Source organism: Desulfovibrio biadhensis (assembly GCF_055388615.1).
This window is the reverse complement of sequence record NZ_AP042477.1, coordinates 4,793,437-4,809,970: the sequence shown is the minus strand read 5'-3', so window position 1 is coordinate 4,809,970 and position 16,534 is coordinate 4,793,437. Positions and strand designations below refer to the sequence as shown.

General features: G+C 54.5%; 16 protein-coding genes. 1 reads left to right on the top strand and 15 read right to left on the bottom strand.

What is annotated here, in order from left to right; translation table 11 throughout:
* Window positions 1–26: 26 nt before the first annotated feature.
* The 8 genes from ACZ5EH_RS20865 to ACZ5EH_RS20830 all read right to left on the bottom strand — a co-directional run bounded on the left by ACZ5EH_RS20865 (window position 27) and on the right by ACZ5EH_RS20830 (window position 8,134).
* Window positions 27–1,226 carry a multidrug effflux MFS transporter gene (locus ACZ5EH_RS20865; RefSeq protein WP_464275789.1) on the bottom strand — a complete coding sequence of 400 codons (1,200 nt, stop codon included), beginning with the start codon at window positions 1,224–1,226 and terminating at the stop codon, window positions 27–29.
* A 371-nt stretch (window positions 1,227–1,597) separates the two neighbouring features.
* Window positions 1,598–2,230, bottom strand: a complete 633-nt coding sequence (locus tag ACZ5EH_RS20860) for a flavodoxin family protein (RefSeq protein ID WP_464275788.1) — start codon at window positions 2,228–2,230, stop codon at window positions 1,598–1,600.
* Between the two features lie 84 nt (window positions 2,231–2,314).
* Window positions 2,315–2,446 carry a hypothetical protein gene (locus tag ACZ5EH_RS20855; protein WP_464275787.1) on the bottom strand — a complete coding sequence of 44 codons (132 nt, stop codon included), beginning with the start codon at window positions 2,444–2,446 and terminating at the stop codon, window positions 2,315–2,317.
* Between the two features lie 317 nt (window positions 2,447–2,763).
* On the bottom strand, window positions 2,764–3,747 hold the full coding sequence (locus tag ACZ5EH_RS20850) for an alpha/beta hydrolase (protein WP_464275786.1): 984 nt from the start codon (window positions 3,745–3,747) through the stop codon (window positions 2,764–2,766).
* Between the two features lie 98 nt (window positions 3,748–3,845).
* Window positions 3,846–4,829, bottom strand: coding sequence for an aldo/keto reductase (locus ACZ5EH_RS20845; protein WP_464275785.1), 984 nt, complete (start codon window positions 4,827–4,829; stop codon window positions 3,846–3,848).
* A gap of 51 nt (window positions 4,830–4,880) precedes the next feature.
* Window positions 4,881–5,963 (bottom strand): alpha/beta hydrolase, encoded by a 1,083-nt coding sequence (locus ACZ5EH_RS20840; protein WP_464275784.1) that lies wholly within the window; start codon window positions 5,961–5,963, stop codon window positions 4,881–4,883.
* A 56-nt stretch (window positions 5,964–6,019) separates the two neighbouring features.
* A complete protein-coding gene (locus tag ACZ5EH_RS20835; RefSeq protein WP_464275783.1) occupies window positions 6,020–6,856 on the bottom strand; it encodes an aldo/keto reductase in 837 nt (278 codons plus the stop codon).
* A gap of 90 nt (window positions 6,857–6,946) precedes the next feature.
* Window positions 6,947–8,134: an iron-containing alcohol dehydrogenase gene (locus ACZ5EH_RS20830; protein ID WP_464275782.1), complete on the bottom strand. Its 1,188-nt coding sequence runs from the start codon at window positions 8,132–8,134 to the stop codon at window positions 6,947–6,949.
* A gap of 245 nt (window positions 8,135–8,379) precedes the next feature.
* Between ACZ5EH_RS20830 and ACZ5EH_RS20825 the strand changes: the two genes are divergently transcribed.
* Window positions 8,380–9,318, top strand: a complete 939-nt coding sequence (locus ACZ5EH_RS20825; protein ID WP_464275781.1) for an AraC family transcriptional regulator — start codon at window positions 8,380–8,382, stop codon at window positions 9,316–9,318.
* 105 nt (window positions 9,319–9,423) lie between these two features.
* Here the strand turns inward: ACZ5EH_RS20825 and ACZ5EH_RS20820 are convergent, their stop codons facing one another.
* From ACZ5EH_RS20820 to topA, 7 genes are all read right to left on the bottom strand, one after another.
* A complete protein-coding gene (locus tag ACZ5EH_RS20820; protein WP_464275780.1) occupies window positions 9,424–10,116 on the bottom strand; it encodes a flavodoxin in 693 nt (230 codons plus the stop codon).
* 133 nt (window positions 10,117–10,249) lie between these two features.
* Window positions 10,250–11,299, bottom strand: coding sequence for an aldo/keto reductase (locus ACZ5EH_RS20815; RefSeq protein WP_464275779.1), 1,050 nt, complete (start codon window positions 11,297–11,299; stop codon window positions 10,250–10,252).
* A 260-nt stretch (window positions 11,300–11,559) separates the two neighbouring features.
* Window positions 11,560–12,051 carry a (R)-mandelonitrile lyase gene (locus ACZ5EH_RS20810; protein WP_464275778.1) on the bottom strand — a complete coding sequence of 164 codons (492 nt, stop codon included), beginning with the start codon at window positions 12,049–12,051 and terminating at the stop codon, window positions 11,560–11,562.
* Between the two features lie 13 nt (window positions 12,052–12,064).
* Window positions 12,065–12,475 (bottom strand): carboxymuconolactone decarboxylase family protein, encoded by a 411-nt coding sequence (locus ACZ5EH_RS20805; protein ID WP_464275777.1) that lies wholly within the window; start codon window positions 12,473–12,475, stop codon window positions 12,065–12,067.
* 290 nt (window positions 12,476–12,765) lie between these two features.
* Entirely contained in the window at window positions 12,766–13,758 is a 993-nt protein-coding gene (locus tag ACZ5EH_RS20800; RefSeq protein WP_464275776.1) for an alpha/beta hydrolase, read from the bottom strand.
* A gap of 367 nt (window positions 13,759–14,125) precedes the next feature.
* Complete coding sequence (locus tag ACZ5EH_RS20795; RefSeq protein ID WP_464275775.1) at window positions 14,126–14,332, bottom strand: hypothetical protein; 207 nt, start codon at window positions 14,330–14,332, stop codon at window positions 14,126–14,128.
* Window positions 14,333–14,815: 483 nt separating this feature from the next.
* Window positions 14,816–16,501: a type I DNA topoisomerase gene (gene topA, locus ACZ5EH_RS20790; protein WP_464275774.1), complete on the bottom strand. Its 1,686-nt coding sequence runs from the start codon at window positions 16,499–16,501 to the stop codon at window positions 14,816–14,818.
* Window positions 16,502–16,534 lie beyond the last annotated feature (33 nt).

Sequence of the window (16,534 nt, the reverse complement as noted above, 5' to 3'; positions counted from 1 at the left end):
AGAAATGCCAAAATCAAATTGCTGTGTTATGTATATTTTTTTATTTTCCCCAATACGGTGAGAAACGATGCTGCTGTAAACAATAACATTATCCATGTCATGGTCCACGGTGTGCCTTTGCTAAACAAGGCAAGTAGCAACGATGAGATGATGCCGCTTCCATACTGCATAGCTCCGATTAGTGCCGAAGCGGAGCCTGCAATGTGTGGGACTTCATCCAGTGCTGCAGCTGTTGCAGAAGCTGCAACGACACCATTCATTGAAAAAAATATAAAAACCATTCCAACAATAATGTATATTCCGTAGAGTTCTGTTTTAACAAACACGGACATTGCAAAGATGGCCGCTAGGGAAATTGCCGTCGCGATTTGCAGAAGCTGATGCAATGGCATGCGGTATACAAAATATCTGTTGGCAAAACTGAGAAGCATCACGCCTAAAATATTGACTGAAAAAAGCCAGCCATAATTTTGAGGAGCGATATCGAAATAAGAGATATAAACAATTGGTGATCCAGCAATGAATGCATAAGCGGCAACGTAGTAGAACGTGATGCACAAAGTAAAGCGCATGAATACCTTGTGTTTTAATAAATACCAATAGTTGACGAAAGCATTACTTATCGAGGCAGGAGTTCGTTTTTCTTTGGTCAATGTTTCGGGCAACCAAAATAATGATATGAACATCAGCGCCCCAATAGCGGTGAGAAGCCAGAATATGCCATGCCAGCTACTGACCCGAATGATTTGACCGCCGAGCAGCGGGCCAATGATCGGCGCTATGGCCATGATTATCATCAAGGTCGACAACATTTGAGCCGCCTTAGTGCTGGAAAACAGGTCCCGAATCATCGCTCTTGCCAACATCGGACCTGTACAGGCGCCAACCGCTTGGACAATGCGCCAGAAGACGATTTGTCCAATTGAGTAAGACATGGCGCAACCGGCAGCCCCAATCACAAAGACCAACATGCCTATGAAGAGTGGAATTTTGCGACCAATACTGTCACTGACCGGCCCCCAAACAAGTTGGGCGATGGTAAATCCGACTAAAAATCCAGTGATTGTCAGCTCGGCGTTTCCGTTCAGTTCCTTTGCCATTGCCGGCATCGCCGGGAGATAAATATCCGTTGACAATGAAGTAAACGCCATCAATGCCCCAAGAATGGACATGAAGAGCATGCCGGTGATCAGTTGCGCGTCATCTACCGTCTTTGTGTTGTTCATAGAGTTCTCAGTCATACCCGCCGGATTCAATCACCAGCGGCCCATCACGGTGATGCCCGGAGATATGCCCGCTTTAGGGCTGCTTCGCGCTTCGACCTGGTCATGGTGTCATCTGGCTCAGGAATCGGTATTTTGTGCGACTCACGCCGCATACGTCGTCCAGCATCCCCGGCCGTTCGCAAGCTTCTTTTCAAGCTAATAGACAGGAGCTAAGCCAAGTAGGCCGATCCTCTGCATTTATTGCCCGGGTTGTCCAGGAATGGGGCGGAAATGGGGAATATGCAGAAGCCCCTGTCTGATCGCGTGGCAATCGACCGGAACAGGGGGGCTGCGATGTCGGTTTCGTATTCTTTCGAAGAAGCCCTGGAAGGCTACCGGATGAAGTTGGTGATGATCTGCTCTTCCTGCTCGGGCAAGGGGATGCCCGCCTTCAACCCTGCCTCCTTGCACTTAAGGAGCCAGGCCATGTTCTTGCCCAACACACGCATGATCTGCACGCCTTCCTGGTCTTTCATCACCTCTTCCGGAGTGTGGCCATGAACCATATTCCAGTATCTCGAAGAGACGACCGGCATTTCGCCCCAGGTGAGGTATTTGTTCAATTGGTCCAGGGTGGCGGTGGTCCCGGCCCGCCTGGCCGAAACAACGACCGCGCCGGGTTTTAGCCGGAATATCCTGTTGCCGGAACAGTATGTGGAGAAGAAAACCCGATCCATGAAGGACGTCATCGAACCCGAGGCCGCGGCGTAGTGGACCGGCGAACCAAAGACAAACCCGTCGGCCTGTTTCGCCATTTCAGCGAACTCGTTGACCTTGTCCTCGAAGACGCACTGTCCGTCCTCGGCACATTTCCGACAGGCGATGCACCCGGCCACGGGCTTGATGCCGACCTGGAATATCTCTGTCTCCACGTCGTTATCGGCAAGGGCATCGGCCACTACCGACAGTGCGGTGTAAGTGCACCCCTTGGGATGCGGGCTGCCGTTTACCAGAAGAACTTTCATACCTTTTTCCTCTCATACGTTAATTAATCCGGCATCAGCTCTCGCCGATAATATCGGGGAGCCAGCCAGTACAACGCGTCATGATCAGTGCCCGAGAACCGGCTCCAGCCAAGTGACCGGTTCCTTGGTGGGGTGGATCTCGATGGCGATGTGCACGCCCCAGCTGTCTTTGATGGCGCCTGCCAGTGTTTCACGAGGCAGGGATATTGACCACATCGCCCTCATAGAGTTTACGAGCCAGGTTTCGCCACTCCTGATAGTAGCACCAGCCGCCGGTGGCGAGCAGGACCTGACCGCCCAGGTGTTTGTGCCTGTTTGTTACGCAATCCGGCTCTAAGCCACGGTTGCCAAGGGCGACGGAACCACGCCGGGATCAGCATGTTCAGCCAAATGGTGGGCTGTTGAAACTTCGCTTTGAGTCTCCTCATGGGGAAAAGCCGCTTTACTCAAATTGCTCATGATGTTTTTTCTCTCTTGATCTTCGGGGCGTCGCTGCCAAGCGGCGGATTCGCCCCCCAAAAATATTCCGCAACCTATGGTTGACCGGGGAGGTGCTTCTCCCAAAACCGGATGGCGTCTTCCATCCATCCCTCGGCATCCGTTCCGATGCCGAGCCCGAAGCCGTGGCCCGCGCCCCGATATTTGTGATACTCGACGTCGATTCCCGCGGAACGCATGGCATCGACGCGTCTTTCCACAGTATTTAAGTTAACGATGGGATCATCTGCGCTGACCATGACAAAGGTGGGAGGATCGGTCCTCGAAAATTCGGTATGCCCCGTGTACGCCATGACGATGACCGCAGGGACCGGCAGGTCGTCGCCGCCAAAAGCGGCGGTGCCATGAGTCCCGATATAGGCGACCATTCTTGCCCCTGCAGAACTGCCCCACAGGGAGTAGCCCCTGGTGCCGACTCCCAAGCGACCCGCATTTGTAAAAATGTACGATAGGGCGGCCGCCAGATCCTCGGTAGCGTGCTGGCCACTCCCGACCCGATACTTCAGGACGAATGCGTTGTAGCCTTGCCGGCTCAATTCCAATGCCTGGGGAAATCCCTCATGGATGGAGCCGACATAGGAAAATCCGCCACCAGGGCAAACGATGGCGAGAGGCGCACCGGGCTTTCCTCTGAAGAAGAACAGTCCCGTCGCGTTCATGGAAGGGGGCACTTCCTCCCGAGCGTCAGGGTAGAAGTTATAGAAGATGGTTTGTCCATCGGCAGCCGCGTCGATCATGGCATTGAGCACGTCCACGGTCGTTTCCACTCGTATGCGGCTATGATAGGGCAGGAGCGAATGGATGCTCTTCAGCGGCATGGCGCCGTCGATCCTGCGATTGGCGCGGGGCAGAATGAACTGGGCGAACCCGCGAAAGGCGGGGTGGGTCAAAACGGTTTGCACCGTATCATCCACCTGGATGTGTTCAAAGCGCTCCACATCGCTCTCCCCGGAGGCCTGTTTCTGCCCGGCCTCCACAAGCGCAGGGAGGAAGAAAAGAAGGGCCAGCAACCCGAACATTGCCCACCTTCGGTTTATCCAGAATATGGGATAGTGGCAGATTGACCGGAGCCAATTGGCCGTGCTCCATTTATGTTGCTGGCCCTTCATGCTGCTCCCTACTTGCCAACCCGCTTGGCGTATTCCGCAGGGTAGCGATCCCCGGATATTTCGATGCGGGAGAGGGCTCCGTTCAGATCGTTCAGTTCCGAACCGGTCAGTTCGACACCCGCCGCTCCCAGGTTCTCCTCCAGCCGCTCCAGCTTGCGGGTGCCGGGGATGGGTACAATCCACGGTCTCTGCGCCAGCACCCAGGCCAGCGCGACCTGTGCCGGGGTGGCGCCCTTGTCCGCCGCAAGGGTCTTGACCAAATCAACCAACACCTGGTTGGCGGCGAGGTTTTCCGGGGTGAAGCGGGGCACGATACTGCGGAAGTCGTCCTTGCCGAAGGTGGCGGAGCGGTCGAACCGGCCGGTCAGGAACCCCTTTCCCAATGGGCTGAAGGGGACGAACCCAATGCCGAGTTCCTCCAACACGGGCAGCAGTTCCTCTTCGGGCTGCCTCCACATCATGGAGTATTCGCTCTGGATGGCAGTCACGGGTAGGACCGCATGGGCGCGGAGGATGGTCTTCACTCCGGCCTCGGACAGCCCCCAATGCTTGACCTTGCCGGCCTCTACCAGCTCCTTGACTGTCCCGGCCACGTCTTCTACGGGCACGGCGGGGTCAACACGGTGCAGGTAATACAGGTCGATGGCTTCGACCCCGAGCCGGTTGAGGGAGCCTTCCACGGACTGCCGGATGGTCTCGGGTCTGCCGTCGACTACCTGTTTGCCGTCCACGGTCTGGATGCCGAATTTGGTGGCTATGACCACCTCACTCTTGAACGGGGCCAGCGCCTCGCCCACCAGTTCCTCATTGACGAAGGGACCGTAGACCTCGGCGGTGTCGAAGAAGGTGACACCACGCTCGACGGCGGTCCGGATCAGGGTGATCATCTCCCGTTTGTCCGCAGCAGGGCCGTAGCCGTGGCTCATGCCCATGCAACCCAAACCGAGAGCCGAGATTTCCAGCCCGCTCTTTCCCAATTGTCTTTTCTGCACATCGTTCTCCTGATTACATCCTGTTCCGACAGGCGGAGTCGCTCAGTCGGTCTAATCCAGTCCCTTTTCTTTGAGCCATGCCGAGAGCAGATCGGCCACTTCCAGGTTGTTCAGGTCGGAGAACGGAAAGTGGGTATTGCCATAAATCCCAACCTCGGGAAGGTGCACAACCGTGGCATCGCCACCATGCTTGTTGACGGCTTCAGCCCACTTCCGCGCCATGGCGAGACGAATTCTCCACTGGTCTTTGCCTAAATCCTCGGAAGGCTCCTCCGGAATATTGTCCCCATAATAGATGACGATCGGAATTCGGGTCAGCTTCATGAATTGGGACAGGGGCACGCTGGAGGCCTTGAGATCGCCGAACTTGCTCGTGATGGGAGCCGGGACTTCACCCTCGGCAAAGATGAAATTGCTGCCCGGCTCATATGCCGCGACCGCCCGGATTTTGGAGCTCTTCAACACCGCGTCCCAGCCCATGCCGCCACTGTGCGAATGGGTGACGAGAATCCCCTCGCCGATCTTGTCAAACAGGGCCGCAACGGCGTCAGAATTGAGGTCGATGTCGATGGGTCCAGTGTCGGGGGTCATCTGGCGGAAGTACTGGTTCAGCGCCTCTGGATCCTTGGGGAACTGCACACCAGGATAGAAGTTCGGCCAGGTACCCACCCGGAACATGTTGAACCAGAACTGCTCATCTGGAGTGGTCGAAACGGTAACACCCTTGGTCGTCCGTCCGGCATTTCCCCGGCGGGGTTGATCAATGACATAGACGCTGAAATTGCGGCGCAGGAATATGTTCTGGTATCCTTCCCGACCGTCCGGGGTGCTTTCCCAGGTTTTGGAGAACTGGCCGAAGCCGTGCCAAAGCACCATGGGAAGTTTTCTGGGATGTTCGGGAATCTGGTAGAACACATAGGCATGATCCCCATGGAGCGTCTGCCCCTCGGGCGCGCGGCTGAAGGGTGTATAGTCCCCAGGAGCGGTAACGACCGTCCCGCCCACCGCAAAGCTGCCCTGGCTCTTGATGCTCAACGGCCCCTGCGCTCCTGAGGCGATGGAAGCAGATCCCGAGGCCATGAACAAACAGACTGCGAGAAGCAGTACCACATGAAGTCTTATCCTTTTCCTCATGACAACCTCCTTCGTATAAATGAATGGTCGGGGCGCAAGGCCTGTCGCATTACTGGCTATAGTTCCAGTTTTCTTGTTCCTAGCCATTTGACGATTTCGGGGTCGCGGTGATCGAAGAAGCTACTGGTGCCCATGTCCAGTTCCGCGATCCGCGCCAGATCCTCGGCGGCAAGTTCAAAGCCGAACACGTCAAAGTTCTCCTTTATCCTATCCAGGTGCACGGACTTGGGAATGGCGACGACATCTCGCTGCGTCAGCCAACGAAGGACGACCTGGGCAACGCTTTTGCCGTACTTCGCCCCGATGGACTTGAGCGTCGAGTTGTTGAAGAGATCGTTTTTGCCCTCGGCGAACGGGCCCCAGGACTGCATCTGAATGCTGTTGTCTCGGAGAAACGCTTGGGTTTCGGTCTGCTGGCAGAATGGGTGGGTTTCGATTTGGTTGACGGCCGGGACCACCCCGTTGTGGACGATGAGGTCCATGATCCGGTCAGGCTGGAAATTGCACACGCCGAGGGCTTTGACACGGCCGTCACGGTACAATTTTTCCATCGCCCGCCAGGAACCGTGCACATCACCGTACGGCTGATGAATCAGATACAGGTCGAGATAATCCAGTTGCAGCTTGGAAAGCGAAGTTTCGAATGCCTTGAGGGTCTTTTCATATCCCGCGTCCTGGACCCACAGCTTGGTGGTGATGAAGAGCTCCTTCCGCGCTACGTCGCTCTCTGCCAGGGCTTTTCCCACGGCCGCCTCATTCATATAGGAGGCGGCCGTATCAATGAGGCGGTAGCCGGTTTCCAGGGCTTGCAGCACACACCGCTCGCATTCTCCAGGGTCAACGATCTGGAATACGCCGAAGCCCAGGATGGGCATTTCTACGCCGTTGTTCAAAGTGACTGTTCTCATTGTTCACCTGTCTTGAATATCCGCATTGAGCATAGGGAGTGAGCCCGCCCCAAAAGCGGGCGGGAGTCTTTGCTGTTACAGTGCTGCCTGCAATATCTCGATGATGTTGTCTTTGCTCAGTGCAGGACGTCCCAGCAAATTGCCGTCCTTGTCATGGGCAACCAACCGGGCATCATCCGCGTACTGCTCGAAGAGCTCGTCGCCGATGCCAAGTTCGGTCAGGCTGGTGGGACAACCGATGGAGCGCAGGAACTCCTCGTAGGCGTCGATGCCTTCCAGGCCGAAGGATAGATCGTTTTTGTCATCGCGGGAGAGGCCGAAAACGCGCTCGGCGAACTGGGCGAACCGTCCGGGCCGAACCTTGGCGGCGAACCGCATCCATGACGGATTTATGGCCGCCAGCCCGGCGCCGTGAGTGACGTTGTGATGCGCCGAGATGGCGTGCTCTATCATGTGCACCGGAACCTTGTAGTCGGTCCCGACCTGCAGCCAACCATTGAGAGCGACCAGCGCGGCCCATTGAATCTGAGTGCGTGCCTCGAGGTCGCTGCCGTTGGCCACAACTTTCGGCCCCCACTCCAACGCAGTTCGGATGACGCCTTCGGCAAAGCTGTCCTGAATGGGCGTTCCGCCTATGCCGTTGAAATAGGTCTCGGTCACGTGGACGATGAGATCGCAGACGCCGTAGGCGGTCTGGTCTTTGGGAACGGTCAGGGTCAGTTCAGGGTCGACCAGTGCGACCTTGGGATAGAGGCACTTGGTGGAGACGAAGGACTTTACCTTGGTCTCATCATTGGAGATGACCGCGCCGCAGTTCGTCTCGGATCCAGTGGCGGCGAGGGTGGGCACAGTGACGATGGGCAATGCCTCGGTGGGGATGCCCCAGTTCTCTTGGCCGTGTCCGATCAGGTCCCACGGATCGCCGTCGTAGAGAGCCGCGGCAGCGATCACCTTGGATGCGTCCATTGTGCTGCCACCGCCAATGGCGATGACGATGTCGCATCCTTCATCCCGAACAACCTGTGCGCCACGGGCCACGGATTTAATTCGCGGATTTGGTTCGACTCCGGAACATTCGGCAAACTCGACGCCGGCGGCCTTCAGGCTCCTGATTGCACGATCAAACGTACCATTGCGCTTAACGCTGCCCCCGCCGGTGACGATCAGGGCCTTTTTGCCCAGTTCCTTGGCGACTTCGCCCAGTCGGGAAAGAGATCCAGCACCAAAAATCAACCGGGTGGGGTTGTGATATTCGAAATTCATGTTCATCTCCTTTGTGATGTGAATTGAGGCTATACGACCAGTTTTGTAGGAACTTCCAAGAAGGGGGAAAGCGTTTTCCTCTCACTCCGGTCCGATTCAATTGCTGTATTTTTTCTACTGCCAACACTCTTCCTACGAATAGACTGATCCTCTCAATTTTTTGCATGATTGTACGAAATGCCCGACGAACACCTTGTCCAAAAAGAAAAGAAACTGGTATCGATAAAATTCAAAGGAGACCTACAATGAGCAATGAGATGCAAACCGATATCAGCGTTGCGCGCAATGTATTGGCTCAACGAATCGACTATTTGACAGAGAAACAGCACCGGCTTGAGTCGGCCATTCCAGGTTTGCTGGTGGTCCGATATGAAGCACCAACGAAACCGATGAGTGCCATGTACGAGCCGTGCATCTGCCTCGTCGCCCAGGGGGCAAAACGAGTCAAACTCGGCGACGATGAGTACGTGTACGACGCCAACCACTATTTGATCACTTCCGTGGGGTTGCCGGTCGTTGCCAGCGTCGCCACAGCGAGCAAGGAGACCCCACTTCTCGGTCTTGTGTTGAAACTCGACTTAGGTGTGGTGTCTCAACTCATGGTGGACAGCAACCTCCCGACCATGCGTCTTCCCGTAGCAGGACCAAGCATGACCGTGAGCGAAGTCTCCGCGCAATTACTTAATAACTTTATCCACCTGCTGGAGCTGTTGGACTTCCCGGAGGACATACCTATTCTCGCACCGTTGGTTCAGAAGGAAATTCTGTATCGGCTGCTCATGGGAGAACAAGGACAGCGTCTTCGACACATAGCTACCACAGGAAGCCAAGGACATCAGATTGCCAAAGCCATCGATTGGTTGAGAGCAAACTATGTCCAGCAACTCAAGATTGATGGGCTAGCAAAAGAAACCGGCATGAGCATATCCACCTTCCATCAACATTTCCGAGCCATGACGGCTATGAGCCCTCTACAATTCCAGAAAAAGCTCAGGCTTCACGAAGCCCGACGCCTCATGTTGGTGGAACAACAAGATGCTACCACCGCCGCCATGCAGGTTGGATACGAAAGCCCGTCACAGTTTAGCCGGGAGTACAAGCGCCAGTTCGGGGCTCCTCCGTTACGCGACATCAAAAAACTGCATAAAATGGGGCAGAGGGAGGCCGTGTCCGGATCGGCATAACCGCATTCCTCCTAACCACATTTGCTTTCACTGCAACACGTACCGGGGATTGCATTATTTTGGGGTACCGGAAGAAATGAGATGTTCTTTTTGGGCAACGTTCCATTAGTTCTTATAGCCAAGCTCGACCAGCCATTCCGCAACGTCAGGTTCCGCCCGATCCACGCTATTCCTGGAGACGGTGAAACCGTTTCTTAAGACTCGGGCATTCGGCTGCAAGCGGGCAATTGTGCTGACGGTCTTGGAAAACCCGCTCCCGCCATGTGTATTGAATGGGATGACGATTTTACCGGAAAGGTCATAGCTTTCGAGGAACGTGTACAGAATCATCGGCATATCCGCCCACCAATTTGGGTATCCGACAAAAACCGTTTCGTACGCAGCCATGTTTTCAACCTGCCCGGCAATGGCCGGTCTGTCGTTTCTTCTCTGTTCCTCTTTTGCCAGATCAACCAATGTACGATGGTCCGTCGGGTACGGTTGTTGGGGCTCAATGCGAAACATATCGCCGCCAGTCATTTGTTGGATCAGTTGAGCGACGTATTGCGTATTCCCCAGGACCTTTCCGTTGATGACAACCACACTGTTGTCTTCGTCACGGGTCATGTTATTGGGGTTGTCTGTTTCCGGCATGGAAAAATAGACAATGAGAATTCCTTCCCGTGTTGCTTCTGCCGCTCGAGCTGAAGTGCCCAAGGCTGCGGGAACGAGAGCGCCTAGAGCGGCGGCTGCACTGGTCAGCTTTAGCATCTCTCGGCGGGATATAGTCGGGGGATTCATGTGATTTCTTTGCTTCATGCGACGTTCCTCTTTCTATAAACAACCGTGTATTGACGAAAAACACCTCAAGTTGGAACTTGACTGGGTACCAGACTGCCCCAACGATGCTCTCTAATTCCACTTCTCATTCATTTGGGAGCCCCAGGATCCTTCACTTCTTCAGGGAGGCTTCTACATCTGAGAAGACCTGCACTCTGTCTGGGAGGCGCTGTCCCCGGATTTTAATCGATGCGACAGACTCATTCAGTTCGGCCAATTCGGCGGGTGTCAAAGTAATGGTTGCTGCGCCGAGGTTCTGGAGCATATGTTCCCTATTAGTCGTTCCGGGGATAGGCACGATCCAGGGTTTCTGCGCCAAAAGCCAGGCCAGCGCAATTTGCGCGGGAGCGGCAGATTTTCGTTCAGCCCATTTTTTTACCAATTCCACGAGCGCCAGATTGTGCGGTAAATTCTCTGGCGAGTACCGGGAAGTGGTGCCTCGAAAATCACCGGCTGCAAACCGTGTATTCGCATCAATCCAACCGGTCAGGAACTGAACACCGAGGGGACTCCATGGCACAAAGCCGATCCCAAGTTCCTCACACGTCGGGATCACTTCCTTTTCGGGGCCGCGCCAGATCATGGAGTACTCGTTCTGGACTGCTGTTACGGGCAACGCCACATGAGCGCGACGCAGAGTCTTAAGCCCCATCTCGGACAGTCCCCAGTGCAAGACCTTACCCCTGTCCATTAGTTTCTTGACCGTTCCTGCGACGTCTTCAATCGGAACTTCGGGATCGACCCGGTGCTGATAGAGGAGGTCGATGCGATCGGTCCGAAGGCGTTTGAGCATCCCCTCGACCACCCGCTCAATATGCTCAGGGCGGCTGTTGAGTCCCGGGAGCCGCTTGCCTGTTTCCTGATCGATATTCCATCCGAATTTTGTGGCAATCACTATCTTGTCTCGGAAGGGAGCCACGCCTTCACCGAGGATACGTTCCACTTCAAAAGGGCCGTAGGCCTCTGCAGCATCGAAAAAGGTGACCCCATGATCGAAGGCGGAACGGATGACGTTGATCATTTCAGGTCGGTACGGCACGGTGGTTTCATACTTGCGGCTCATATTCTGAACGCCGAGGCCGATGCTCGACACCTCGAGCGCTCCGAGTCTGCGGCCCCCCAAGCTTGAAGGATGATGAAGACCACCTTTGTCTGTATCCATGAGAGGGCCATTCCCCTCCAGAGGTTGTGCAGCGGTTGAAACATGAGGCAGCAACGAGGCTGCGGCCACTCCTGCTCCTGCGATAAGAAATTTGCGCCGGTTCAGCATGGGGGGACTTCCAGAGCGTGATCGCTTTGTTTGGTCTTCATATTAGTAGCTCCTGCTTTTGATTCTAAAAAAATTAGCAACGGCATGTCACTGGTGCCAGTATTTGGGATTTCCGCGAAGTTCCTAAACGGCTAAGAACATACCTTTCAGGGCTATTTTTTTGATGGGGGATTACCATTGTTGTATTGTTGGTCGCTCACCTTCTCCATCCATTCAACGGTCTTCCCATCCAATACTTCAGTAATTGCGATATGCGTCATGCCAAAGGTTGGTGAAGCCCCATGCCAGTGTTTCACGCCAGGCGGGATGCGAACGATATCGCCAACTCTGATTTCCTGAATGGGACCGCCCCAGTTTTGAACCCACCCAACACCTTCAGTCACGATCAATGTCTGGCCAAGCGGGTGAGAATGCCATGCGGTATGGGCTCTCGGTTCAAAAACGACAGTCCCTCCAGCAATACGAGCTGGGGCTTCGGCCTTGAACCGTGAATCAACATAAGCAGTCCCTGTGAAGTACTCCTCGCTCGCCTTGACGGCAGGAGCCGAGCCGAGCCTGGTGACCACGACGGACTGGTCGGACTGGGCGTATGCGTTGGCCACAAACAGGACACTTGATAGAAATGCTATGACGAATATTCGCATGACAGGTCCCCGACTACTCCTGCTCGTTGAAGACTTCTTTTGCCACTCGAATGGCGGTCACCGAGTTGGGCCATCCGGAGTAGAATGCCAGATGGACGATGGTCTCTACGATTTCGCCCTTTTGTACTCCGTTGCGCAGGGCGAGCCTGATATGTGAACGGAGCTGGTCCGGACGGTTCATGGCGACAAGCGCGCTGACCGTTGCGAGGCTTCGGTCCCGTTTGGACAGTTCGGGGCGCTCCCATACGTCGCCATACAGCACATCGTCCGTAAGCTGAGCCATCTTTGGGGCAATGTCGCCGAACAACTGCTGGGCCCGAGTTTGCTCTTTGGTAGGTGTCTCTTCCTGGGCATATGCTGCGGCTCCCATGAGGCCGAGGATCAGCACCGTAGCAAAAATCGCGCTCATTCCTTTATTCTTCATCACTTTCTCCTCTGAATTTTTCGTTCGATGTCCTCGCCAACAGGACACCAGGAGCATGCCGGACAATCCCGGTGGCAATGACCATTATTCTCTTGCTCAGGGGTGGCCAAAAAATTCTTACTGAAATTATGATTAAATGGCGCCTGGGGAGGGCGGTAGATCATTTCTACGAAATTATTGCATAATAATATGCGAGGAAGTATTTCGAAGAGGTTGGGCGCACGCTGGAAAAAATGAATAAGGCGGCCCAGAAGACCGCCTTGGTGCCACCGCACTTATGGAGGCTTTTCCTATTTCAATGTATTTCCGAAAAACTGTGTCATTTTTTCCATGGCCTGCTCCACATATTGCGGCTTCCAGTACGTTTGAATGTGAGTCGCGCCTTCGATGAGGAACAACTCCTTGTCCTTTGCATTGACGGCCTTTTTGAAAGCCTCTTCAGTCATATAGAGCGAATCGGCTTTGCTGCCTGCGATCATTAGCAGCGACTGCTCGATCAAATCCATGTTGGTGGCGGCATCAAAGTTCATCAGGGCCAGCAGGCTGCTCATCGTGTACCTGAAGGTCGAATTCGGATGGGCATGAGTGTTGTAATAGTAGACGAACCCTTCACGATACAGGTCGTAAGGCAACTTTGCAATTTGTTCATCAGTCGGTCTTGCCTCAGCGGCATAGATGAACTCTCCGCCAGCCGCTTCTTGTGCGCGGGCATCGGAGGCCTGCTTCAAGCGATCCTGAATCGTAGAAAGCTGGGAATCCATATAACCGTTGCGTCTGACGCGCCCTGAGTTGAACATGCTTAACGTGGCGATTGATTTGAAACGCTTGTCCGTCTGGGCTGCCTTCAGGGAGTAGCCTCCCCCACCGCAAATACCCAGCAGGCCGATGCGCGTATTCTCAACCCCGGGATACTGGCTGATGTAGTCAGCCATGCCATGAATATCTTCGATACGGTTGGCAGGCTTATCCACATTGCGGGGAGTGCCACCGCTCGCGCCTTGATACGCAGCGTCGGCGGCAATGGTGATGTAGCCCTGTTCGGCCAAGTGCTGGGCGTACAAACCGGCAACCTGCTCCTTGACGCCGCCATTGGGATGGGCGACCACCACGGCAGGATATTTCTTGCTCTCGTCATAGTTGGCCGGGGTGTACACATTGGCCGCAATATCGATGCCGTTCAGTTTGTATGTAACCTGGTGGATGTTTACTTTACCTTTTACGTTTTCGGTGATCGCACCTTCATAAACCAGAGTGAACGGATTCTGTGTATAGTCTGCAGCCATTGCTCCCCCTGCTGAAAAAAGCATGATCGCTGCGCATAGCAGCGGTATGAATTTAAAACGGGACATCGTTTTTCTCCTTTTTAACTAGTACCGATTCATGGACTCAGCCTTCGGAATTAAATCAGTTTCTTGGATTGACTTGCTGTCAGCAGCAGTTGAAATAGTGGGCTATGATTAATTTCGCCCTGACTTCTACCTGCATAAATTTAGCAGCTACCCGGATGAAAAAAAGCCCGATCCTATCGACTTCTTGCCTATTTCACCGCCATTCACTATGCCTCTGCGCCCCTTTTTGTTGTAGCCCCGTCTGCCATGATCGCTTTCGGTGAGCTTGCTAAAGTGGAGTAGTATCATTTCTTGTCGTTGATCAGCTCTGTTGATCACGAATTCTGTGAATAGAAATAAATACATCTATCGCCCTTTTCAAAGAAAGGGTCGCTGAAGCAAGCGCTTTTTTCTTTGGTGTAGCTTGGCCATTTCTCAATTGAGCTTCGCATATTTCAAATGCCATGCTAATTGTTTTTTGCGCTTGACGTTCAAATCTCGCTAAATGAATGGTGGTCTTTTTATTCATGAGGAACTCCCATGGAATAAAGCAGTCGCATAGCGACCGCGATAAAAAAATACCTGGCACATAAGGTGTTTGCATCGCTGCAATTTACGAACAACAAACCGTTCATCTTAACACCACGCACTAAGATGTAACCTCCATGCATAATGCGCCATATTGATGTTCAGTTAACGCCTTACTGTGCGCAGTATCTTAGTCGTTATGTTTAGCGTTGTGTGGCTGGCTAGTTATTTGAATTGGCTAAAGTTTATGGAACATTATCTTAAAAATAAGTCAGTGCAATTTAAAGCGGTATACACAATAATCCGTAATTATTGCACAATGCGCTTGTCCTTAAAAGCAGCCGAGTATTTTTGCCAGCGTATATAACTGGTTTATTTAATGATTAATGCTGGAAATAGATTCAATATGCTTCGGCCAAATAGAGTACTCCCTAAAGCCATAGCCACTATTACCCTTTTTTTAGGCTTGCATTTGGGGGCAGCTTTAATCGGCAGCGTTGGCAAATGCCTGGAGTTCCTGTCTCAGGCGAGCATGGGCCTTGCCGACCACGGTCCGGTAATCGGCCTTGCCGGCGGCAATGTCGTCCAGAGCCAGCTCCATGGTTCGGGTGAATTCGTACTCAACAAAGGAGAAGTGGCCGTACAGGGAATCCACCACGGTCTCACCCAATTGTGTAGGGAGCAGAAAGCGCTTTTCGGTTTTGACGTAGCTTCGTCGCGTGATGGTATCCAGAATGGCTGCATAAGTGGACGGGCGGCCGATGCCCCGCCTTTCCAGTTCGCGCACCAGGCTGGCTTCGGTAAAGCGCGTAGTGGGTTTTGTTTTTTTGGTCAGCACAGTACCGGCCTGGGCCGAGAGCAAGACACCCGTCTTCATGGCCGGGACCGGGTTTTCCAGCTCCGCCGCGCTCTCCAGATCGTCTGATGGCGCATCTTCCGTTACCGCGTCATTCGCTGTCAGAACTTTCCATCCCAGAGAGAGCAGGGTCCGGCCCTTGGCCTCAAAGAGCGCCTGTCTACCGTCCAGGTCCGTGGCGAGTTGAAGCACTCGCACGGCATACACCGCATCCTCCAGTTGACTCGCCAGGGAACGCAGCCGGATTAACCGGTACAGGGCCTTTTCCTCGTCGGTTTCCCCGGCTTCCTCCACCTCGATGTGCGTAGGCCTGATAGCTTCGTGCGCCTCTTGAGCGCCTTCTTTTGACTTCCAGGTGCGGGGCGTTTCCACCAGCGGCCAGCCCTGGCCCTCGCAATAGACGCGGATAGCGTCCACGGCCTCCTGCGAGAGATTGGGAGAGTCTGTGCGCATGTAGGTGATGTGCCCGCCCTCATAGAGTTTCTGCGCCAGCAGCATGGTCTGCTTGGGCGAGAGCTTCAGGACGTTGGAAGCAGCTTGTTGCAAGCTGGAGGTGGTGAAGGGCGCCGGAGGCGCGCAGCGGCGTTCCGATTCTTCGCAGTCCAGCACTTCCAGGGAACGGAGCGCCGCCGCTTTCCGGGCCAGGGCTTTATCAAGCAGGTATTCCTGGCCATCTTCCAACCACGGCTTGACCTGCCAGACAGCCTTCCAGCCCTCCGCGATGTTGTCCTCCTGCTCAAAGGTCAGTTCCGCGCTGTAGTGGATTGTGCTGCGGAAGCTCTTGATCTCCCGCTCGCGCTCCACCACCAAACGCACAGCCGGGCTCTGCACCCGGCCAGCGGAAAGTCTTTCGCCGGCTACACTGGAAAGCGGTCCGCTGACCATGTAGCCGCAGAGGCGGTCCAGCACCCGGCGGCCTTCCTGCGCAGCCACCAGGGCCATGTCGATGGAGCGCGGAGCATCCAGGGCCGTCTTGATGGCCGTTTCCGTGATCTCCGCATAGGTGATGCGTCTGGCGTCCTTGAGCTTCAGAGCGTCCTGCAGATGCCAGGCAATGGCTTCGCCCTCGCGGTCAGGATCAGTGGCGAGATAGACGGCCTCCGCCTGTTTTGCGGACTTGGCCAGACGCGACAACACCTCCTTGCCCCTGTCCGTGGGAACGTACTTCGGCTTGAAATCCGGCGCGGCCACGCCCATTTCTCTGGGAGGCAGATCACGCACATGGCCGACCGAGGCTGCCACCTTCCAGTCGGGACCGAGGATTTCCTGTACCTTCTTGACCTTACCGGGGGATTCGAGAATGAGCAGCTTCATGGCAATTCCTTGCATGTTGCTGCTCTGAGGCAG